This window comes from Comamonas sp. C11, from assembly GCF_024496285.1.
GTDB lineage: Bacteria > Pseudomonadota > Gammaproteobacteria > Burkholderiales > Burkholderiaceae_C > Comamonas > Comamonas testosteroni_F.
The window spans coordinates 1,816,656-1,838,808 of sequence record NZ_CP101743.1 but is presented as its reverse complement, the minus strand read 5'-3'; the positions used below and the strand labels follow the sequence as shown (position 1 = coordinate 1,838,808).

20 protein-coding genes and 1 pseudogene are annotated in these 22,153 nt (G+C 55.3%); 8 read left to right on the top strand and 13 right to left on the bottom strand.

Features of this window, described 5'->3' with window-relative positions; translation table 11 throughout:
* Positions 1–6: 6 nt before the first annotated feature.
* Complete coding sequence (locus NOX35_RS08420) at positions 7–1,350, bottom strand: MFS transporter (protein WP_012837649.1); 1,344 nt, start codon at positions 1,348–1,350, stop codon at positions 7–9.
* A 277-nt stretch (positions 1,351–1,627) separates the two neighbouring features.
* On the opposite strand from NOX35_RS08420, the gene NOX35_RS08415 reads away from it, so the two are divergent.
* The 7 genes and pseudogenes from NOX35_RS08415 (at position 1,628) to NOX35_RS08385 (ending at position 7,900) form a co-directional block, all read left to right on the top strand.
* The gene (locus tag NOX35_RS08415; protein WP_012837648.1) at positions 1,628–2,590 is read left to right on the top strand and encodes a PDR/VanB family oxidoreductase; all 963 of its coding nucleotides are present in this window, start codon (positions 1,628–1,630) and stop codon (positions 2,588–2,590) included.
* 65 nt (positions 2,591–2,655) lie between these two features.
* Positions 2,656–3,150 (top strand): bacteriohemerythrin, encoded by a 495-nt coding sequence (locus tag NOX35_RS08410; protein WP_256496332.1) that lies wholly within the window; start codon positions 2,656–2,658, stop codon positions 3,148–3,150.
* A 138-nt stretch (positions 3,151–3,288) separates the two neighbouring features.
* Positions 3,289–4,215, top strand: a pseudogene (locus tag NOX35_RS08405) (IS481 family transposase).
* A gap of 44 nt (positions 4,216–4,259) precedes the next feature.
* On the top strand, positions 4,260–5,012 hold the full coding sequence (locus NOX35_RS08400; protein WP_256496899.1) for an IS5 family transposase: 753 nt from the start codon (positions 4,260–4,262) through the stop codon (positions 5,010–5,012).
* A 342-nt stretch (positions 5,013–5,354) separates the two neighbouring features.
* Entirely contained in the window at positions 5,355–6,329 is a 975-nt protein-coding gene (locus NOX35_RS08395; RefSeq protein ID WP_012837644.1) for a tripartite tricarboxylate transporter substrate binding protein, read from the top strand.
* A gap of 90 nt (positions 6,330–6,419) precedes the next feature.
* Complete coding sequence (locus NOX35_RS08390; RefSeq protein ID WP_314354002.1) at positions 6,420–6,626, top strand: hypothetical protein; 207 nt, start codon at positions 6,420–6,422, stop codon at positions 6,624–6,626.
* A 149-nt stretch (positions 6,627–6,775) separates the two neighbouring features.
* On the top strand, positions 6,776–7,900 hold the full coding sequence (locus NOX35_RS08385) for a porin (protein WP_012837642.1): 1,125 nt from the start codon (positions 6,776–6,778) through the stop codon (positions 7,898–7,900).
* Between the two features lie 604 nt (positions 7,901–8,504).
* Here NOX35_RS08385 and NOX35_RS08375 read toward each other — a convergent pair.
* On the bottom strand, positions 8,505–9,581 hold the full coding sequence (locus NOX35_RS08375; protein ID WP_256496331.1) for an IS110 family transposase: 1,077 nt from the start codon (positions 9,579–9,581) through the stop codon (positions 8,505–8,507).
* Positions 9,582–10,052: 471 nt separating this feature from the next.
* On the opposite strand from NOX35_RS08375, the gene NOX35_RS08370 reads away from it, so the two are divergent.
* Positions 10,053–10,739, top strand: coding sequence for a TetR/AcrR family transcriptional regulator (locus NOX35_RS08370; RefSeq protein WP_253233666.1), 687 nt, complete (start codon positions 10,053–10,055; stop codon positions 10,737–10,739).
* Between the two features lie 9 nt (positions 10,740–10,748).
* Here NOX35_RS08370 and NOX35_RS08365 read toward each other — a convergent pair whose 3' ends face one another.
* The 11 genes from NOX35_RS08365 to NOX35_RS08315 all read right to left on the bottom strand — a co-directional run bounded on the left by NOX35_RS08365 (position 10,749) and on the right by NOX35_RS08315 (position 21,962).
* A complete protein-coding gene (locus NOX35_RS08365; RefSeq protein WP_029158321.1) occupies positions 10,749–11,378 on the bottom strand; it encodes an isochorismatase family protein in 630 nt (209 codons plus the stop codon).
* Entirely contained in the window at positions 11,371–12,453 is a 1,083-nt protein-coding gene (locus tag NOX35_RS08360) for a 2,5-dihydroxypyridine 5,6-dioxygenase (RefSeq protein ID WP_253233665.1), read from the bottom strand. The genes NOX35_RS08365 and NOX35_RS08360 overlap by 8 nt, the downstream gene beginning before the upstream one ends.
* 26 nt (positions 12,454–12,479) lie before the next feature.
* The gene (locus NOX35_RS08355; RefSeq protein ID WP_256496330.1) at positions 12,480–13,310 is read right to left on the bottom strand and encodes an alpha/beta fold hydrolase; all 831 of its coding nucleotides are present in this window, start codon (positions 13,308–13,310) and stop codon (positions 12,480–12,482) included.
* Positions 13,310–14,080, bottom strand: a complete 771-nt coding sequence (locus NOX35_RS08350) for an Asp/Glu racemase (protein WP_029158322.1) — start codon at positions 14,078–14,080, stop codon at positions 13,310–13,312. Before NOX35_RS08350 ends, NOX35_RS08355 begins: the two co-directional genes overlap by 1 nt.
* Positions 14,081–14,100: 20 nt before the next feature.
* Positions 14,101–15,336, bottom strand: a complete 1,236-nt coding sequence (locus NOX35_RS08345) for an FAD-dependent monooxygenase (protein ID WP_029158323.1) — start codon at positions 15,334–15,336, stop codon at positions 14,101–14,103.
* Between the two features lie 110 nt (positions 15,337–15,446).
* On the bottom strand, positions 15,447–16,214 hold the full coding sequence (locus NOX35_RS08340; RefSeq protein WP_256496329.1) for an ABC transporter ATP-binding protein: 768 nt from the start codon (positions 16,212–16,214) through the stop codon (positions 15,447–15,449).
* Positions 16,211–17,011, bottom strand: a complete 801-nt coding sequence (locus NOX35_RS08335; protein ID WP_019042226.1) for an ABC transporter ATP-binding protein — start codon at positions 17,009–17,011, stop codon at positions 16,211–16,213. The genes NOX35_RS08340 and NOX35_RS08335 overlap by 4 nt, the downstream gene beginning before the upstream one ends.
* Positions 17,008–17,997, bottom strand: a complete 990-nt coding sequence (locus tag NOX35_RS08330) for a branched-chain amino acid ABC transporter permease (protein WP_019042227.1) — start codon at positions 17,995–17,997, stop codon at positions 17,008–17,010. The genes NOX35_RS08335 and NOX35_RS08330 overlap by 4 nt, the downstream gene beginning before the upstream one ends.
* Positions 17,994–18,866, bottom strand: a complete 873-nt coding sequence (locus tag NOX35_RS08325; RefSeq protein WP_003081504.1) for a branched-chain amino acid ABC transporter permease — start codon at positions 18,864–18,866, stop codon at positions 17,994–17,996. The genes NOX35_RS08330 and NOX35_RS08325 overlap by 4 nt, the downstream gene beginning before the upstream one ends.
* A gap of 29 nt (positions 18,867–18,895) precedes the next feature.
* Positions 18,896–20,029 carry an ABC transporter substrate-binding protein gene (locus tag NOX35_RS08320; protein ID WP_050880995.1) on the bottom strand — a complete coding sequence of 378 codons (1,134 nt, stop codon included), beginning with the start codon at positions 20,027–20,029 and terminating at the stop codon, positions 18,896–18,898.
* A 412-nt stretch (positions 20,030–20,441) separates the two neighbouring features.
* Positions 20,442–21,962 (bottom strand): IS3 family transposase, encoded by a 1,521-nt coding sequence (locus NOX35_RS08315; protein WP_256496328.1) that lies wholly within the window; start codon positions 21,960–21,962, stop codon positions 20,442–20,444.
* Positions 21,963–22,153 lie beyond the last annotated feature (191 nt).

The window sequence follows — 22,153 nt, the reverse complement described above, 5'->3', positions numbered from 1 at the left end:
GCATTGTCATGCGCCTGTTTGTGACGCCTGCTGGCGTGGCACGCCAAAGAAGACGGCAAGGCCTCCGATGAAGACCAGCGCAGCCACCAGCAAAATGCCAGCCGAGAAACTGCCGGTAGCGCTCTTCACCCAACCCAGGACGATGGGCGCAAAAAAAGCTCCGACCTGCCCCAGACTGCTGATGACGCCAATCCCGCCTGCTGCAGCCTCACCCGTGAGATAGTTCGGCGGAATGGTCCAGACAATAGCCGCCGCAGCGAAATAGCTCACCGAAACCAGGCTCAGGCATACAATCGCAGCCACCGGGCTTTCTGTAAACAACGTCAGCATCAACGCGCCAATGGCACCAGCGGTGGTCGACAGGGCGAAATGCCAGCGGCGCTCCAATCGCAGGTCGGAGCTGCGGGCAATAAACAGCATGGCAACGGCACCGACCAAGTAAGGCAGAGCCGACAGAAAGCCGATGTGCAGCATGTTGGAAACGCCCGTCTGCTTAATGATGGTGGGCGTCCAGTAGTTCAGGATCGTGCCGCAAATGGGTACCGTGGCCCAGCCTGCAGCAATCACATAGACGCGCGGATCACGCAAAGCGGCCATCAGGCTGCTCGGAGCGTTCTCCGGCTTCTGGCGGTTCTCTTCTTCCAGGGCGTTCAGGACGATGAGCTTTTCCTGATTGGTCAGCCACTTCGCATCCTGTGGTTTGTCGGTCAGGTAGAACCAAGCCACAATGCCCGCGACCACGGCCGGCAGGCCTTCTAAGAACAGCAGCCACTGCCAGTTGCGAAAGCCCCAGACTTCATGGAAGTTCTCGAGGATCAGACCCGACAGCGGACCGCCGATGATGCCGGCCACAGCAATCGCCAGCAGGAACCGCGACGTGATGCGGGCGCGGAGCTTGGCGGGATACCAGAACGAGAGATAAAGAATGATGCCGGGCCAAAAGCCTGCTTCCGCCGCGCCAAGCAGCGTCCGGGCCAGATAGAACTGCCACGGGGCGTTCATGAATGCCATGGCAGTAGAAATCCCCCCCCACAAAAGCATGATCCGCGTGATGGTCTTGCGTGCGCCGATGCGCCTGAGCAGCAGCGTGCTCGGCACCTCCAGCAGGATGTAGCCAATGAAGAACAGACTCACGCCCAGACCGTAAGCGGCATCGCTCAGACCAAGATCGTGCTTCAGATGCAACTGCGCAAAGCTGATATTGACGCGATCAAGATAGTTGAGCACCCAGCAGAAGAACAGAAAGCTCATCAGCCTGAGAGTGATCTTGCGATAGGTTGTCTCGACGGTTGCCGGGTCGGAAGTTTGATGCGGAAGCGCACCCACGTAGTTCAACGTGGAATCTGTCATTTCGGAGTCTCTTGGAGGCGTTTTGTCTGCTGCCCGCTTGAGCTGGCGGAGCAGCGAACACGTCTGAGTTCGCTTTACCGGCCGCCGCAATCAAGCCTTTATTGCTAGAAATCTATTCATTAGATATCTATTTATTAGATTACGAGGCTTCGAGAGTAGCGACAAGCAGGGTTTTCCCCTGGCGCGAAACCGTGCGCAAGTCAACTACTCCGCTTGCATAATTAGATCTCTAACAATAGAATTGCAAATATTGTCGAGCAAGTAAAGGAAGACAGGCATGACCACCCAGGAAAGCGGCTTTCTGCGTCTGAAGATCGCGGAGAAGGAAAAGATTGCACGCGACATCTGGCGCTTTGAACTTACCCATCCAGAGGGCGCGCCGCTGCCCCCGTTCGAGGCTGGCTCGAATCTGACGCTGGTGGCCCCCAACGGCATGCGCCGCAGCTATTCGCTCTGCAACGACTCGCAAGAGCGCAATCGCTATGTCATCGCCGTGAAGCGCGACAGCAATGGCCGTGGCGGCTCGATGAGTCTGGTCGACGACACATCCGCAGGGGATTCGATCGAAGCCTCTCTGCCGCGCAACGAATTTCCGCTTGATGAACGCGCCAAGTCGTTCATTCTCGTGGCTGGCGGCATCGGCATCACGCCCATGCTGTCCATGGCACGCCAGTTGAAGGCGGAAGGCCTGCGGGACTTCAAATTGTATTATCTGGCTCGGGATCCAGAGGGCACGGCCTTTCTCGACGAGCTCAGCAGCGACGAATGGCGCTCGTTGGTGAAGATCCACCACAGTTTCGGCGACCCGGCGAAAGCATTCGACTTCTGGGCCTTATTCGAGCGTCCCAAGGCTGCACATGTCTATTGCTGCGGACCGCAGTCGCTGATGGATACCGTTCAGGACATGACAGGCCACTGGCCGTCCGGCACCGTTCACTTTGAAAGTTTCGGCGCCGGCAATGCCAACACAAAGGAAAACACGCCATTCACGGTGCAGCTTAAGCGCACCGGCACCTCATTGGAAATTCCGAGCGACCGCTCGATTCTGGACGTTCTGCGTGCCTCGAACGTGCGCGTGGCAAGCTCCTGCGAAAGCGGTACCTGCGGCTCCTGCCGGGTAGGATTGTGCTCGGGCGAAGCGGACCACCGGGATCTCGTGCTACGGGACGATGAAAAGGATGCACAGATTATGGTCTGCGTATCGCGTGCAAAATCTGCGGAATTGGTACTGGACCTCTGAGCCACCAGCCACTTCGGTTGGCACGGCCAGGCATTGGCCTACCAACATAACAAGGGACATTGAACATGGATGAGCAGACTTCTACCTCAGCCACCAGGGCTCGGGATGCCAGTGCACCCACGCCGGTCGACGACAACAGTCTCGCCTGGACCGATGCACGCTTACTGGGATTTACGCCCATGGATGATGTGCATGAGGAGTTCTACGCGACTGCGCTGAAACTGGTGACCTGCACGGAGAAGAATGCCGCCCAGGCCATCGAACAGTTCGAGCAGCATGCCATCAGCCATTTCGAGCAGGAAGATGAATGGATGCGCACCACGAACTTCCCTCCTCGGGACTGCCATCTCGACGAGCATGCAGCAGTGCTGAAGTCGGTCCGCGAGGTCAAGGAAGCTGTTGCACAAGGACAAGCCGGCGCCGACATAGTCCAGGATATCGGCATGGCCCTCTTCCAGTGGTTCCCAGGTCATGCAGACTATCTGGATTCCGCACTGGCCGCCTGGATGACCAAGCTGAATATGGGCGGCAAGCCCATCCTGTTGCGACGCAAGCTTTGACAGTGCTCCAAGGAGCATCCGAGACACCCCTCTCCCCAAGCCAAGACCCAGATATCCCCACCAGAACACGGGATCCATGCTCTATTTGATCCCAGGTTTTGATGGTGCAATCTTTTACCTTGAATGGAAGGAAGCACTATGGGCCAGGTTCTGCACGGGAGCGCCACAACGGCAGAGGCAGTCCGTCGAGCAATACAAAATAGTCAAGAGAGCCTGAGAGCGCTTTCTGCGCGCTATGGCATCAATCAGAAGACGGTGGCGAAGTGGAAGAAGCGGGCCTCGGTCACCGATCTACCAACAGGGCCGAGGCGGCCGCGCTCCACCGTTTTATCCGTTGAGGATGAGGCTGCGATCGTCGCCTTTCGCAGGCATACCTAGCTGCCACTGGACGACTGCCTTTATGCACTGCAACCGACCATCCCGTATCTGACGGCTCCTCGCTGCATCGATGTCTGCAGCGTCATGGCATCTCGCGGCTACCAGAGGTGGGTGGCGGCAAGCCTGCCAAGAAGAAGTTCAAGATCTACCCCATCGGCTACTTTCACGTCGACATTGCCGAGGTGCAAACAGCCGAAGGCAAGCTCTATCTGTTTGTGGCCAATGACCGAACTCCATGCCAAGGCCGGCAAGATGATTGCTGCACAGTTCTTGCGCAATCTGATCAAGGTAGTGCCATACGCCCTCCATACGGTACTGACCGATAACGGTATCCAGTTTGCGAACCGTGCCTGCGATCGGTACGCTGGCGATCACATTTTTGGCCGCGTCTGCACTGAACATGGCATTGGACATCGCCTCACCAAGATTAAGCATCCCTGGACTAATGGCCAGGTTGAGCGAATGAATCGGACCATCAAAGAAGCTACCGTCAAACGCTTCCATTACGACGATCACGAGCAGCTACGACAGCATCTGGCGGACTTCATCGATGCCTACAACTTCGGCCGAAGACTCAAGACGCTCAAGGGCTTGACCCCGTATGAATTCATTTGCAAGCAGTGGACATCCGAGCCCAAACGCTTCAGGATTGATCCAATCCATCAAATGCCGGGACTAAACAACTAGGACGTGTCATCTAATACGATAGTTGCTACGTTATCAGTAGCGTCATTCGTAGACATGCACTGACCAATGCCCAATGGGAGCAAATCAAAAGCCTACTTCTTGGCAGGGCCGGGCATGTGGGCGCTCCTGCCAAAAATAGCCGTCTCCTTGTTGACGCTGTGCTGTATCGCTATCGCTGCGGTATTGCTTGGCGCGATCTGCCCCAGCGCTTTGGCGACTTTCGAGTCGTTCACCTGCGCCACATGCGCTGGAGCCGCTCGGGCGTGTGGCTGCGGGTGTTTGAAGCACTCAGTGCGCTGCCTGATAACGAGTACGCCATGATCGATGCAACCATCGTGCGTGCCCATCAGCACAGCGCGGGTGCAAAAAGGGGGCAAAGCCAAGCCATCGGTCGCAGCCGAGGAGGTTTGAGCACCAAGATCCATGCCACCGTTGACGCTCTTGGCAACCCCACTGGTTTCCATCTCACAGCAGGGCAGGCATCGGATTTGGAAGGTGCAGATGTCTGGCTTGCGCGCACCGACGCGCAAGCCGTGATTGCCGACAAAGCGTATGACGCCCATGAACGCGTGGTTGAACCACTGCTGCGCCAGGGCAAGCAGGTTGTCATTCCCAGTATTCGGACGTGCAAAACTCAGCGCGGGTATGACCGCCATGTCTACCAAGAGCGGCATCTCATTGAGAACTTCTTTGCGCGGTTGAAGCAGTACAGGGGCATTGCCACGCGTTATGACAAAACGGCAGCGGCATTCTTGGGAGGGATCCACCTTGCGGCCGCTGTCGTCTGGCTCAATTGATGACGAGCCCTAGGGATATCACCGACCAAAAATCACGCTAGCCCTCTAATAATAATTTTAGACGTCTAATAAAATAGAGGTGAGGCATGTCAATGAAGAGAAGCAGTTGCGACGCAGAGAACAAGATTTTGTGCGCCGCAGCCGAAGCTGCCTCCACCATCTAGAAGAGGTGGCCAAGCCCGACTTCGCATCAATCTGCGTCGCCCGCATGCCGACATCGTTGCTGCTGGCTGCAAATGTGCATGTCATTTTTTAAACAGGAATTGTGCGGACATCTTAATGCCGGTACATGAGCGGATGGCGTCGGTGCCGTAAGAAATCACAAAAATCAGGAGACATGTCATGACAAGAGGAACTTTCTTGAAAATATCGGCTGCAATTGCCCTCCAGGCGTTGTCAATCTTTGCCTATGCTGATAGCGATTTCCCGAACAAGCCCGTAAAGCTGGTCATACCCTACGCTCCAGGGGGACTGCCGGACACCGTGGCCCGGGTTCTAGCCGAGAAAATGCAGGCAGACCTCAAGCAGCCGGTAATTGTCGAAAACAAGCCCGGCGGCGGCGGCGGCGTCGCCGTCACGGCCATCAAGCAATACCCTGCTGATGGTCATACCCTCCTGGTTACGGACGGCCCTCTGCTAGCGGTTTCTCCGATCATTATCAAGAACCTCAAGTACGATGCCCAGAGAGATCTGGATCCCGTTTCCCTGGTCGGTGTGGCCCCTCTGCTCCTGGTAACGAACTCTTCCGCCCCCTTCAAGAACATGCAGGATTTCATTCAATATGCGAAAGAGCATCCTGGCGAGTTGAATTACGGGTCTTCCGGAATCGGTTCAATCCACCACCTGACGGCAGAGGCCATGGCCCATTCGCTGGGCATCAATGTCAAGCATGTCCCATTCAAGGGTAGCTCCGCCTCCATTCCGGCACTGATCGGCAACCAAGTCGACATAACATTCGCCTCTCCCCCGAACCTGACGGGCTTCGTCCAAAGTGGCAAGGCCAGAATACTGGCGACCAACACCTTGGCTCGCAGCAAGGCCAATCCGGACATTCCTGCCATTTCCGAGTACGCCAAGAACTTCGACTTTGGCTTTACCGTGGTCATGCTGGCCAAGAAAGGAACGCCTGAGGCGTATCGGAACAGGATCAGCGATTCGGTCAAGAAAGCCGTCAACGATCCCGAAGTGAAGAGCAAACTGGAAAAAGCAGGAGTCGACTCCATTGCTGGAGGTCCTGCCGAGTTGGCGGCAAAGCTCGCATCTGAAAATAGCCGGGTCATTGCAGCGGCCAAGCTGGCCAACCTGAAACCGGAATAGAACCGGAAGCCTATTGCGACGACCTCGCAAACGCGGCTGTCGGGCCCGCTCAGGCTCATTCCGACCACCGCCGAGGGACGGGATCCGAGCGTGGCGACCAAGAGCATCTATGGCTTCTGGGCCACCAGGGATTTGCCTGCGGCGGAATTCGCCCATCTGAGCGATGCCCTGCGCAAAGTCACCGAACTGCCCGACGTAAAGCAGCGCCTGGAAACGCTGGGCGTGCTGCCGACCAGGGAGTCCCCAACAACCTTTGCCCAGAACATCGAAGAAGAGCTCAAACTCGTGCGGTGCTGACACGGGCAGAAGTCCAACCAGAGTGATGAGCTAACAGCCACTCATGCGGATGCTGGAAGGTTGCGCGTAGGGCTGCCCGTAAAGAATCAAGCGCATTGTGAAGAAGAGGAATTGGGGCAAAGGCCCCAAACAAAATGAAGGAGGCACCAATGATCGGACTAGCCAAGCATGCTGTGGCATGCGCTGTGTTGCTCAACGTTTGCGGAGCTGCAAACGCGCAAGGAAATGTCACCATTTATGGACGCATGGACTCCGGCGTCGACTCGCCCCGCTCGGGCGGCTCCAGCATCAGTCGCGTGTATTCGGGCGGCAGTGCTGGTAGTAACCTAGGTTTCCGAGGTGTAGAGAACCTGGGAGGAGGGCTCTCCGCCGTTTTTCGCCTAGAGCAAGGCTTCTATCTCGATGAAGGTACATTGGCCCAAGGCGGCCGTGCGTTCGGGCGCGAAGCATCGGTTGGCCTCAGCGATACAAGGCTCGGTACCGTGCAGATGGGGCGCATTCCTACGCCCTACTATTCAGTACAGGGTAATGTGGATGCCTTCATCTGGGAGGGGGCGGGCGGGCTGCTGTCGCTCACCCGAAACATCAACACAACAACGCAGCGTCAGGTGTTGCCGATGGGGATAGCGGCGCGCCAGGACAACGCCATCAGTTATGTATCCCCACGTTGGGGTGGCCTTGAGGTGCGCGGGCAGTATTCCTTTGGCGAGAAGTCCGCGACGATCGGTCGCGGTTACGGAGTATCTGCACGCTATCAGGTTGATAGCTTTGACCTCAATGCTGGCTTCCAACAGCAGGATGGCGCGGACAACGCTGCTTCAGGCAAGGTCTCGGCAATGGTGCTTGGGGGGTCCTATGATGCCCGCTTCGCCAAGTTTTTCTTCGGTACGACGGTTGAAAAGAACTCCTGCAGCACCTGCACCGGCACCATCGCCCGAATGCCTGGGACTTCAAGGAGCGAGTTCAGGCTGACCAACGTTGGCGTACGCGTGCCATTCGGGCCGTTCACCGCTATTGCCCAGTTCACTCGAGTTAACGACCGTTCCGACTACACGACCTCGACTGGCAATCGCGATGCCAATTGGATTGCCCTTGGCGGTGACTATGACCTGTCTAAGCGAACGCGTCTCTACTTTGGCGCCGCACGGATTACCAACAAGAACGGATCGCAGTATGTACTGGGCACCGGAACTGCTCAAGCTCCAGCAACTTTAGTCGGCTCGGCGAACGGAAGCTCGCGCAATATCTACATGGGAGTCCGGCACAACTTCTGAGGGCCGCCCTAGGCGCAACAAAGCATCCTTTCAATGCTTTGTTGCGCCTAGAGGTGCGCCGTCCTGCACAGGGCATCCCGCCTCCTTAGCATGGCAAGAACAGGCGTGATGCCGATCCCTCCGGCCACCAACACGCTATGGGAGGCAGTCTCGACCAGGGGGAAATGATTGTGCTGTCCGCTAATCTGGATGACGTCCCCGACCCTCAGCTTTTGATGGGCGTTGTTGCACAACTGGCGAATCGTGGCTCTGACACGCAAGCCAAGCTTGATATAAAGCTCAACTGCACGAATCCTGTCTGCGTATGAGTACATGAGCTACCTTGTATGGATGCCTCCCAGCCATGAGTAGTAACCCGCAATGCTTTGTGAAGAAGTCGGCTGCTGCCTTGTATCCGGCCTGTGATGTGGACGCTGGGTTGCCCCTTGTCCGCTGGCCCCGATGTAATCCGCTGACGAGCGCCTCATCTCCTAGGACGGACTTTTGAAGTCCGGTAGTTCATCCAGGTTTAGCTCGTCCCGGTCTGACCTGTTTCACATCACGCTGCTTTGTTGCTGCCTCATCGCCTTCACATCCTCCTTTCTCGGGTTGATCTGCTATCCGTTCAAGCCCCAAGCGGCCTGGTGCTCTGGTGGCCTCGTTGGTAGTCCTGCTGTCGGGCCGTAACGGCCCAGATCGTTCGCGCCATCTTGGCCGCCTGTGCCACGATCACAACGTTCGTTGGCCTCCTGGCTTGAAGCTGTTCCAGCCATGGGCCGGGCTCTTTCGCATGTCTCAGTACCGCACGCGCACCGTGAATAACCAAAGTCCGCAGGTAGGTGTCGCCCCGTTTGGAGATCCCCAGAAGATTTACCCGGCCACCTGTGCCTCGTTGCTTGGGTACCAGACCCAGCCAGGCACAGAATTCGCGCCCCGACTTGAATGCCTTGGCTTCTCCCATAGTGGCGATGGCCGCTGTAGCCGAGAGCAGGCCTACCCCGGGTATCGCCGCCACACGCTTCATGTCCACGTCAATGCGCAGGACCTCTGCAAGCCTCACCTCGATGGCCTTAATGTCTATCGCCAGTTGCTTGATGCGCTGGGCCTGCTCGCGCAGGCTATCGACGACATACTGTGGAATGCTGTTGGCAAGCGCCTCCAGTGCGAGTTCCAACTCGCCCAACAACGCCTTCTTGCCTCGCGCTAAGGTGGCTCCAAACTCATAGAGTAGTCCCCGCAACGCATTGATCTGCATGATCTTCATCCGCATCAACATCTCGCGCTGACGATGCAAGGTGAGCGTGGCTTGTTGCGCCAGCGTCTTCACGCCCACGAATTTGGTACCCGGCTGCTGGATCGCCAGCCAGATGGCGCGTGCATCTGTAGCGTCGGTCTTGTTGCCGTTCACGAATGGGCGCACGGCTTTGGCATGAATCAGCCGCACGGCATGGCCCTGCGCCGTCAACTCACGGGCCCAGTGGTGCGCTCCGCCGCAGGCTTCGATGCCGATCAAGCAAGGTGCACGGTTGGCGAAGTGCCCTAAAACCTTGGCCCGCTTTAGCTGCACGTTGACAATCTCGCCTGTGCTCATGTCCACGGTGTGAAGTTGGAACACGCTTTTGGCGATGTCCAGTCCAATGACCTGCAGGCCGGCCACCTGACCGATGATTTGCCCCGCGCTTTGGGTAGTACAACGATGCATGACGAAACCTCGCTGATGTTTGTGAAGACATTGGTCTATCAAGCCACGGGCACTTTGATACCGTATCCATTCAAGAGCCCAGCTCGTCTAGCGAACAAGCACACTCCCAAAACGGTCACGCTGTTCATCTTTATGCTTCTGCGGCCTTTGAGCTGCCCGTAGGCAGAGAGGCATCCATTACATCTCCCCTGGTAGTCCAAGTTTTTGTCCGCATCCCCACTAGCCCCCGGTGGGTCAGTTTTGCGTGGAAATCAACAACCTCGCAATATTTTCAGACTTTTCCATTGCCACGCTCCCTGCCTAGAGACGCCACAAATGCGGGTCGATGTTAGCCATATCCTGGTCGGCTTCTTTTAGGTCGGTGGATATCCAGGAAATGGTTGTCGATGTACTTATAAAAACACTGTGTACCGGCCTTACACGTACAGTGCGCTACACATATACTTCATTATTGGTCAATCGATTAATTAAATGGAAAAAATAGATGTTATCGGCCACGCTCCTAGCAAGCGGGTCAAGCAAAGAAAGCCAGGGCGGCCCGAGGGAATTAGTGCGGTTCGCGATGAGATCATGGATGCAGCAGAGGCGCAGTTCGCGGAACTGGGCTATGCAGGAACTTCATTGCGGGAGATCGCAGCAGCGACAAATGTCACGCAGGCTTTGATCAGCTACTACTTTGGTTCGAAATACGGATTGTTCGAAGAGACTTTTCTGCGCCGAGGGCAGCTTATCTCGCAGCAACGTACCGATTTGCTTGAAGCTTTGCTATGCAGGGGCAAGCCTACTGTTAGAGAAATTGTGCATGCCTTTCTTTCTCCGACATTGGCCTTGCGTGCGACTCTACAGGGACGATCGTTTTTGAGGCTGCAAGCTCGCATGCATACAGAGCCGCCGGAGATTTCATACAAAGTACGTACCGACGCTTACGGCTCATCTACTCAACGCTATGTGGAGGCCTTCCGGTTGGCCCTGCCACAGCTAACGGAGTTGGATGCGTATTGGCGCGTTACATTGATGGTTGGCACATATCTCTACGCGTTTTCGGATACCCATCGAATGGAGGAAATGACACCTAAAGGGCTTTATGACCCGGACGACACCGAAGCGCTCATTGATCAAGTGACGCGCTTCGTGGTCGGCGGATTCCTAGCGGACTAGGTTTCGATTTCAGCGTTTAAGCGTGACAAGTTGGGCATGCAGAGCTGCTAGGCTGATGACATCTGCATATTTTTGACGCATGTCGAACAGGCTGGCTTCGTGCGGGCCAATCGCACGATCGCCCACGCAGTCTTCAATTACGATGGGACGAAATCCCCAACACATGGCGTCCACCACGCTGGCGCGTACGCAGCCGCTGGTGACGCAGCCGGCCACCAGCAAGGTGCGTACTCCATGTTGCGTGAGCCAGGGAGCGAGGTTGGTGCCGAAGAACGCTGAGGGAACAGTTTTTCGCACGACCAACTCACCAGGTGCAGGTGCAAGAACATCGACAATAGCACTGGCAGGTGAGTGCTCTTTCAATCCCAACATGCCTGGCACTTTTGTACTGAAGATATTGGCGTCGCTATCGTTATCAGCGTAGACAATACGGCTATGTGCTACGGGCCATGCATGCTCACGGGCAGTCGAAAGTAGCTCTACGGAGCGATCAATGGCCTCAGGAATGTTTCCGCCGCCGAAAGTTCCAGGATCAGCAAATCCATTTACAAAGTCCACGATTAGAAGACCGATGGGGGCTTTAATGCCCAAGCCCGCACCGAAGCCTTGGCGTGAATAGACGTGAGACTCGTCAAGCATGGGTAACCTCCAGTGCGTAAGCAGATTTTGTAGGCTTCATCAGTGACTCCACGACTTGGCCGTCATTCACGACTTGCAGCCCATCGACAAAAACATTGCAGTGCCGCATTGGGATATCGATGTGGCAAGCAGTAGTTCGACTGCCCCCAGCTTCGTTGTTAGGACCAAGGGAAAAAAGAAAGTTGCCGCTAACGGCTCGAGCATCCATGCCCAGAGTAGCCTCGCGATCATAGAGGCCTAGCGTTGACCAAAAAGCACGCTTTTGCAGACCCCAGCCCACATGTGAAATTGCATAAGCTTCTGGATCGTCGAAAGACTCGATGTATTCGCGAAGCAATTCGGCTTCGGCATCGCCATCGATGCTAGTCACGAAGCCGTTCTCCACTGTGAGCGTGATGGGCTCGCCTACATAGCTTTTCATGGGAAGCAAAACATCGCCTTTGGCCAAGACAATGCGGCCTTGCGCGCCCCCCTCGTTCGGCCAGGTAAAGGCGAAGCCGCTAGGCCAGTGATCCCAACGGCCGGGCTGATCGACGAATCCATACTCTGCGGTTACCGGGTATTCGCCAAGTGGTAAGTGAAGATCAGTTCCTGAAGGAGAAGTGACATGCATCTCACGCCTGCCTTTTAGTAGCGCTACACCAGCTTGTACGCGCTCATAGTCTTCAAGTGTGGGAACTAGGCGTGCCAAGACCTCGGGAGGTTCTACTGCAAGCAGGATTTTTGTGCCTGACGCCAGGATCTCATGCTGCTCAGGAGAAAACAGCAGTGTCATCAAATCAAGCACCAGATCGCTGGCCTTCAGTGCAGCAATCGCTGCACGATTGCCCGTGAGTGGCGTCGTGCCAAGATAGGCAAGGGTATCGCGGCTGAGTGACTTCTCGCCATTGACCGGTGGCAAGTTGAGCTGGCTTACGCAGGCACCCAGCATAGTGGCCGAAGTGATCGCACAGCGTAGGGTTTGAGGGTGGGTGTGGTCGCTCGTCAGCACAGTGACGGCATCGCCGCGTTTGAGCTTGGAGAGGTTTAGTACTTGTGTCCAGGCGCGGATAAGTTCGGTGTCGCTGATGGCCATGGCAATCTCCGTATTAAATGATTTCGTTACTCCAGCGCTTGGCCGAGAAAGTTACCGAAGGCTTGATAAAAACCTTCCTCGTTATCCCAGGGGATCATGTGACCAGCATTACTGACGCGCTTTTCGTGCAGGCTTGGCACCAGCGCCCGGATTTCGGATACCTCTTCTTCGCGAATTACATCGCCTCGTTCTGCACTCATCAGCATTAGCGGTACTGCAATGTGTGGAAGATCGGCGTGAATGTCGTCCATTTGGAAGGCATTAAAGCTGGCGACAATCGCGCGTTCGTCGCAGGTGTGCAACCACTGTGCGCGCAATCGCAACTGCTCATCACTCCATGAGGGACAAAACTCGCGCATTTGCTCAAGGCTGATTCCTTTGCATGCCATGCGGATTGAGTCGATGTACCAAGTTAGATTGGCTGGATATGCTCGACGACCCGGGCCTGAGACGGGGGGGTCGACGGCTACTACACGCGTAAGACCGATAGGGTGATGGGACGCTGCTCGAATGGCAATGCGCCCTCCCATCGAATGGCCGACGAAGGCATATTTGGACAGACCTAGTGCCAATGCGAACGCATTGAGGTCAGCAGCTTGGGCATCCAGGCTGTAATCCAGGGCACTGGATGCCTCGCTTAGGCCTCTACCGCGGACATCGAGTACGTATGTGTCAAATTGGCGTCCGAAGCGCTCGGCAACAAAGCCCCATGTAACTGCTGGACTGGTAATGCCGGGGACGATGATGACCGCATCGCGCTCGGCACGTTGGTCTTTGTTACCGCCGTAGCGGAGGTAGTGTTGACGTATGTCATTGGCCCGCACCTGCGCGCCGTAGAGAAAGGTGCTGTCGAACATTAGGAAGCCTTCTTCGTTGAGTAGGCGCCCGATAGCAGCGCACCAGCTCCTGGGACTACTTGTTCTAGGCCGAGCTCGCTTAGCATCGCGTAGGTGGTCGCCACGGCTGCTGTCACCACCGGCTTACCTGTCGCGGCTTCTACTTGAGCAATCGCTGCGAGCGAGGGCATTTGTACGCAGGCGGAGAGCACGATCGCATCGACATCGTCAGTCTTCATGCCAGAAACGATGGCAGGCAGTTTAGAGGGGTCGTGACGACCAACTTCCAAGTTGTCTGCAATCTCAAGCGCTCTCCAGTCACTGACCTCAAAGCCTTCGTGCTCAATGTAGTCAATGACCAATTTGGTTAGGGGCACCATGTATGGTGCTACCAACGCAATACGTTTGACCCCCATGACCTTTAGAGCATCCACCAAGGCCCCTGCGCTGGTGATTACCGGAGCTTCCCCCTGATTGCTCGCAGTTGCCTTGCTGAGGCGCGACTGTGACGATCGGTGGTATCCATGACCCATGGCCATGATGGCAACTAAGCAAGCGTAGCCCAGTACATCCACACGCGCATCACTGAGTTCCAAGGCACAGCGATCGCTTTCGGCATCCATAGCCGCAAGCTCATCCTTGTTGACATGCTTCATTCGCATGCGAGCAGAGTGAAAGGTAAAACGCTCGGGGCGCACTTGTTCACGCAGGCGCAACATGGAAGGAATCTCAGTCTCCATTGTGGTGTTGGAGCTGGGAACGATTTGTCCGATACGGAATGAGGTTTTCATTGTCATCTTGTCTCCTGAGTTCAAGCCGTAGCGACCTTGGTGTTTTCGTTAAAGCGTTCAACGCAGGCGGTTGCGTCGTAGGAATAGACCCATTCGGCTTTGATACCCACGGCATTGGGATCCTTGGTCTGGGCGTTCTGGAAGTCCTCGTCCCGCTTTCTCTTCTCTTCAGGAGTGGAAAGGTGATAGGTGCGACCACGTTCACGTGCTTCTAGTTGCACGCGAGCGGTGCGTGGACGACGCTCAGCTTCGTAAGCATTGAGCGCTTCATTCAGGTCTCCGCTGAAATGCGAGATTGCTGTAGCAAGCACATAGGCATCCTCAATGGCCATAGCCGCACCCTGCGAGAGGAAAGGCAGCATGGGGTGGGCCGCGTCGCCCAGAAGCGTCACATTGCCCTTTGACCACTGGGTCATAGGGTCGCGATCAAACAATCCCCACTTGAAGATTTGTTGAGCGTCGGTCTTCTCAAAGAGGTGGATGATGTTGTCGTGCCAGCCTTCAAATGCAGCTAACAACTCTTCTCGGGTACTGGGCTCAGTCCACGACTCTGTGACCCAGTTCGCGCTTTCGTTGACTGCAACGATGTTGACTGCGGCGCCACCTTTGACGTAGTAGGTGACGATATGTGCTTTGGGGCCCATCCAGAATGAGGCGTCCGGGGTCACAAAAGGCAGCGGGTGCTGCTCTACCGGAACTACTGCGCGCCAGCACATATGTCCGGTGTACTGCGAAGGTGTCTTACCCCACAGAGAATCTCGCACTACAGAGTGAATGCCATCAGCACCAACGATCAGGTCGGCTTCAAATTGAGTGCCATCGCTGAAATGCGCTACGGCTTTGTCCTTGAGCTGGGTAATTCCAGTGCATGAGACGTTAAAGCGCACGCGATCTGCAGGGATGCCTTGGCACAAGATCGCATGCAAATCTGCTCGATGCACATGCCAAAAGTCTGCGCCAAACAACTTTGGGCACACCTCGCGCAAGGGCGTGTGAAACAGTTCTCGGGCATCGTCCCAGTTACGTCCAACCATGGCATTGGGTAAGAAGCCGATACGTGCCAGTTCTTCGCCAAGTCCCAGTGCTCGTAAAACCTTGGCTGCATTAGGCGTCATCTGAACGCCTGCGCCAATTTCTCCAAATGCATTCGCGCGCTCAAAAACGTATGCGTCGATGCCAGACAACCGAAGTGAGCGCGCCAGAGCTACGCCTCCAATACCGCCGCCGACGATGCCCACTCGCAGTGATTTACTCATTTTAGTGACTCCTTGATCTGGGCAGTGCCGCTGCCCTGAGTTGATTGAACGATTAATTAATTAATTTTTGAACAAATAAAAGATGCATATGGGTGCCCCCTAGAAGTTGCTTAGCCACCAAGATAAGCGCTGAGGATCTCAGGGTCCTCGAGCAGACCAGCTGCATTGCGGTCTGCCACGACACGGCCTGTTTCGTAGACATAAGCACGTGTGGCGACTGACAAAGCGTTGTGCACGTTCTGCTCCACCAGAATCACGGTGACACCATGGGCGTTGATTTCACGAACGAACTCGAATACTTCTTCAGCCATGCGAGGACTCAAACCAAGGCTGGGTTCGTCCAACAGCAAAAGACGTGGCTCTGACATCAACGCGCGACCAATGGCCAACATTTGCTGCTCGCCACCGCTTAATGTGCCGGCCAGTTGCTTGTGTCGTTCTTTGAGGCGAGGAAAGCGCTCATAGACCTGGCCCATGCGTCGCTCAATTTCAGACTTGGACTTGCATAGATAGGCCCCCATGGACAGGTTTTCGTCCACTGTCATGCTGGGCCATACATGACGTTCCTCTGGAGATTGCGCGATACCTTGTCCAACTACGCGGTCAGCTGCTAGGCCACCGATGCTTTTCCCTTGGAAGAAAATTTCACCGCGTGTTGGTTTGAGTAGACCTGAAATAGCTCGCAAAGTGGTGGTCTTACCGGCGCCGTTTGCACCAATCAGTGCAACGACTTCACCTGGTAAAATGCTTAGGTTCACTCCATGCAGTGCAGCCGTCTTTCCATAGCTGACATACAGATCGCGCAGCTCAAGAATGGGCGTACCAGAGGCTTTGCCCTGTGCGCTTGCATGCATTTCATGCTTGCTAATTGCGTTCATGCTTTCTTTCCTCCACCGCCTAGGTAGGCTTCAACCACTCGGCTGTCGGCTTGAACTTGTGCAGGTGTTCCTTCAATCAGCTTTTCACCGAAATGCATGACAACGACACGGTCTGAGACACCCATCACCAAACTCATGTTGTGTTCCACAATCAGAATGGACTGAACCAGGGTGCCTCGTAGAGTTTTAAGAATCTCACCGAACTGGCGAGCCTCTTGGCTATTGAGGCCCGCTGCAGGTTCATCCAGCATGAGAATTTCGGGTTTAGCCGCGAGCGCGAGCGCCACTTCTAGAAGTCTGAGCTCGCCGCACGACAGTACCGATGCTGGTGTGTGCATGCGATGAGTTAGGCCCATGGTGTGAACGATGTGTTCCGCGCTTTCCTTTACGGCGGATTCGGTTGCACGAACCGCACGGTTGGGAAAGAACGTACGCCATAGTGACTGATGGGCCTCCAGGTAGTGACCGGTCAGGACGTTCTCAAATACGGTAAGAGATTTGAGAATATTTGTCTTCTGAAAGCTGCGAACAATGCCCATGCGAGCCATGTGATAAGGCTTCCGGCCAGTAACGTCGTTGCCCGAAAAGTTCACTTGTCCCGAGCTAGGGGTGTAAAAGCCCGTTATCAGGTTGAAGCAGGTGGTTTTGCCTGCTCCGTTAGGGCCAATCAAACCGACGATCTCTCCTTGATTGACATCGAAGCTAATGTCTTTGACTGCGTGGATACCACCGAAGGATTTACCTAGCCCACGTACCTGCAAGGAGTGTGATGAACTCTGTGCCTGGATTGCGCTCATGCAGTTCTCCCTTCTGCTTTTAATGATGCTTGAGCCTTAAGAGCGTTTGCTAGTCGTGACTCGCGCCATTGAATAACAAAACTCATCAGGCCACGGGGTAGGAACAGCACAATGGCGATCACTACGAGGCCAAAGATGGAGAGACGCAGTTCCTTAGCTTCACGCAAGTACTCTTCCAGGCAGGTGACCAATAACGCACCGATCAGGGGGCCGACGAGCGTTCCTTTTCCTCCAACAAGCACCATGATGATCATGCTTACCATGAAGGCAAATCGGAATACTTCAGGTCCAACGAAAGAGATGTAGTGTGCGTAAAAGCCTCCGGCCATTCCGGAAAGGAGCGCACCGAGCACCAGAGCCATCATGGAATAGCTCAGTGGCCGAATGCCGATAGATTGCGCCACATATCGGTTTTCACGCACAGCTACCGCAGCACGGCCCGCATTGGAATACACGAAGCGGAAACTGAGGTAAAGCGTAATTGCTAGCAAAGTCCAGGCTATGCCGTAGTAAAACTGCTTGGCTGCCAGGTTACCGCTGTCTCCTAACCAACTGGGTTGGGGAATGCCTGCAATACCCATGGGGCCGTTGGTCAGGGCAATCCAGTTGTCAGCGACGAGGCGCAGTACTTCGGCGAACGATAGCGTCACGATAACGAAGAACGGACCCTGTAAACGTAGGGTGATGCCTCCGATGATTACGCCCACTAGTGCTGCCAATAGACCTGCTGTAGGGATGGTGGCCCAGATGGGCCAACCGTACTGTGTTGAGAGTATGGCCGCAGCGTAGGCTCCGGTTCCCAAAAAGGCAGTGTGACCTAGCGAGAACTCACCCACATAGCCAACCACTAGGTTGAGGCTACTCGCCAATACGGCATAAAACAGCACCATGATGGCGATATGCAGCAAGTACTGATCACTCACCATTAGAGGCAATAAAGCAGCCAGCGCCATTAGGGCAAAAAGACAGTGCTTCTCGAGTTTCATGCACGCTCCGATCTTTTGGAAAATAGCCCATATGGCCGGAAAACAAGAGTCAGAATCACCATAGCAAAGCCGACGATATCGACCCATCCGGTTGCCACGTAACCGCCCCACAAGGCCTCTACTACACCCAGTAGAAGACCACCAGCAATGGCTCCGGCAAAGCTACCCATGCCTCCCAGGATCACCACCACAAATGCCTTCATGCTGACTAGGCCGCCAACAGCGACTTGAGCTGAATAAATTGATCCAAGCAGCATGCCTGCCATGGATGCAATCACAGTTCCCATAGCGAATGTGGCCGCATAGACATTAGCAGTGCGCACCCCCACAAGCTGTGCCGCCATGGGATCTTGGAAGGTGGCGCGCATGGCTCGTCCTAGACGTGTTTTGTGGATGACCAACCACGCCATAACAATCATCACTGCGCAGACAAGCACTGCAAAGACTCGCAGTTTTGTCAGGACCACAGGACCGAAGAACATTGGTCCAGCTGAGATTGGTGCTTCGACCTTCAAAGGCGCGGTCCCCACTGTCAGCAGAGCGGTGTTGGCCAGGAATATCGAGAGTCCAATCGTTAACAGAATGCCGGGTTCTTCGCCTTGGTTGCGAATACGCTCAATCAAAAAGCGATCAATCAACCAGCCAAAGATACCCATCACGACAGCCACCAGAGCAAGACCGCTGAAGAAGTCGAGCCCCAACCTGGTAGTTGCCCACCACCCCATGACACCGCCGAGCATATACAACTCGCCATGAGCAAAATTAACCACTCGCATCAGTCCAAGGATCAGAGTCAATCCAAGCGCTGAGAGCGCATAGAACGAACCCGTCACTAGGCCGTTGGCGAGGTACTGCAGAAGTAGTTCCATCGTCCGAATCCTGTATCAGTCTTGTACTCTTATGGCTTTTCGGTCGCGGACTGGGCAACCACCTGCGGCTCGCGCTGGTTGATTTGCACCAGTACTACATCAAAGCCGTAAGCCTCGCCCTTTTCGGTGAAACGGTAGCGGCCATTTGGTGCGGCATAGTCGGTCTTGCGAAGCGCATTGCGAATAGCTTCAGGCTCTGCCTTGCCTGCACGTGCTACGGCATCCAGCATGATGTTCATAGCGTTGTATCCAGCCGCGCCGTACTTGCCTGGTTTTTCTTTGTAGGCTTTGCTGTATTGCTCTACAAAGGCTTTGTTCCGCTCATTTGTGAGACTTGATGCATAGGGCACTGCGGCATAGATACCTTCTGACGCATCTCCAGTGAGACTGATGAAGTCCGACGTTGCCCATGAACCAACGCCAAAAATTTTGGAGTTGATGCCAAATTCTTTGAACTGCTTGACAAGGATGGAGCCGTCTTGCGTCTCTGCTGCAACAAACACGCCATCTGCTTTACTTGCACGAAGCTTTGTAAGCAATGTGTAGAAATCGGTCACGCCATGGTCAAAGTATTCCTTCATGACCGTTTTAACGCCCAAGGACTCCAAGTCCTTGGAGAAGTCCTCAACGCCGCCACGACCCCAGTCGTCATTTACGCCGATATAAGCCACCTTCTTTAGCTGGAGCTTGTTTGCCAGGATCTTGCTAAAGGTCTTGGACATGAGCCGATCAGTTTCTGCCGAACGGAAGAAGTACTGCATACCTTTTTCTGTCAGGTCAGCTTTAGAAGAAACGCCTGAGACAAAGGGAACTTTGTACTTCTCAGCGACGGGCATCACCGCTGCAGTGGCTGAGCTGCAGAAAGCCCCTTGCAGCGCCACAACTTTGTCGCGCTGTAACAGCTTTTCGGCCGCATTGACCGAATTGGCAGGGCGGCACTGGCCATCTTCAATGACAAGCTCGACCTTTCGACCCAGCACACCGCCTGCGGCGTTGCGCTGTGCTACGGCTAGCTTGGCACCATTGACGGATGCTAGGCCGTTGTACGCAACTGATCCGGTTAACGGTTCGATCACGCCAATTTTTACCGTCTCTTGCGCAGTGGCTGCGGCGGTAACCGCAAGCAGGCTTGCCAGGGACATCAGTTGAGACCATTTGTGCATTTCACTCTCCAGATGAGGACAGACACCCATCTGATGTGCCAGCTTCTGCTAGCCCACCAGTACTAATAAATTAAACGACCAATTAATTAAGTGCCTGAAGAATATCCGCCAAGGCGGAAATCTAGCTTCGGGGTTAACCCGGGCAACTAATTGAACGTTACGCAAGCAAGTTTAGTGCCAATCTGGGGATCTGTTTTGCGCTGTCAAGATAGGGAAGCTAGGCGCCAAGTGTCACTTGCGGTGCACCAACTAGGGTCCTGTGCACTTGCAAAGTGCAAAGATCAACTCGAAATCGTGCTCATCGCGAGCCATGGAACAAGAGCAAGGTCGTCGAGCAGAAGTCGCCGTGTTAATTTCCACGCATAACTGACCCACCGGGGGCTAGTGGGGATGCGGCATAAATCTTGGACGGTTATGCAGCAATCCCGAGGGCCCTGCGGTACTCAACAGGGCTCCGTGCCCCTAACGAGATCTTGATCCGTTGCTCGTTGTACCAACGGATGTACGCGTCCAGAGCTTGCGTGAACTGCTCAATGCTCGTGGTTTGCCAGTCGCGGGCATAAAACAATTCGTTTTTGAGCCGCCCGAAGAAGCCTTCACAGGCCGCATTGTCCGGTGAGTACCCCTTACGTGACATCGAGCGCACTAACTTGGCATCAGCGATGCGTGACAACCATCCTGGCCAGCGATAGTGGGCACCACGGTCTGAGTGAACCACAGGTTGCACTTCGCTGTCATTGAGCTTGGCGATCGCGGCATCCAGCATCGTGTTGACCAGTTCAGCGTCGGGGCGTGTTCCGATAGACCAGCTCACCACCATTCCATCGAAGCAATCGATCATGGGCGACAGGTAGACTTTGCCGGCGGGTAGTTGGAACTCCGAGATGTCGGTCAGCCACTTCTGGTTAGGCGCAGTGGCATTGAAGTCGCGATTCAGCAAGTTCTCAGGTGCAGGGCTAATCTCTCCCAAGTAGGAGCCGTAGCGGCGTCGTTTGGGCGCAGCGGCCACCAGCCCTTCCTGCTTCATCAGGCGCCGGACCACCTTCTCCGAGATCCACACGCATTGCCTGACCAGTGAGGCCTGGATGCGACGGTAGCCATAGCAGCCATGGTTGCGCTCGAAGATGTCCGTGATCGTTCGGCGCACCGCGACATACTTTTCGTCAGCGTTGAGCCGAGCTCGATGGTAGAAGTACGAGCTGCGAGCCAGGACTAGCGAGGCGAGCAACTCGGCAAGTGAGTATTCATGGCGCAGGGCATCAACCAGAAGTGTCTTCTCACGATTGCTCAGGAGATGAAGGTCGATGCCCTGGTCCTTTTTTAGGAGCTCGTTTGCCTTCTTCAATAACTCCTGTTCCAACTGCAACCGCCTCACTTGACGACGTAGCGTCTTGAGTTGCTGCTCCAACTGGGACAGCTCCGAACCCGTTGAAGAATCATTGAAGCGCTTCATCGATGCGAGAGCCTCTGGCCCCAATAGTTGATTGCGCCAGTTGTACAGCGTCTCTCGACACACGCCAACGTCGTCAGCAATGGCTTGGACGCGTCCTTGACGTGTGCACAGTGCGAGCACCGCAGCGTGCTTCTGCTCGTTCGACGATGCTCCAAGCAGGCGTGGCCGAGCCCGGGGATTGAGCTCTTGAACCCAAGCGTGAAGTGAGGCCCTCCCGGGATAGCCAAGAGCCTTGATTGTGAAAGCCACGCAGCGCCCGTGCGTCAGATAGTGTTCGACGGCCCGAGCCTTTTGCTCAGCGGTGAACTTCGGTGGGCGAACAACCGCTGTCTTCAAGGCTCGACCCTGCTCGTACTCGCGGTGCCAGCTCTTGAGCGAATTCTTGGTGGGATAGCCCAACTGCTGAATGGTTGCCGCGACTCGTTTGCCTAGCTGGATGTAGAGCGTCACCGCGCGGATTCGATCTTCGTATGAATACATGAACTACCTCTCAGTAGTCCAAGATTTCATCCGCATCCCCAGTGGGTCACTTCTGGGTGGAAATCAACATCCTGGCCTCGCGCGCCCGAAAGCACTTGCACCTCATCTCGGAGGCCGGTCGCTCACGCGGAAGATATGGGAGCTACGAGCCCACCGAGGTCCTAGCACGCTGTGAGTTTGATTACAACGGG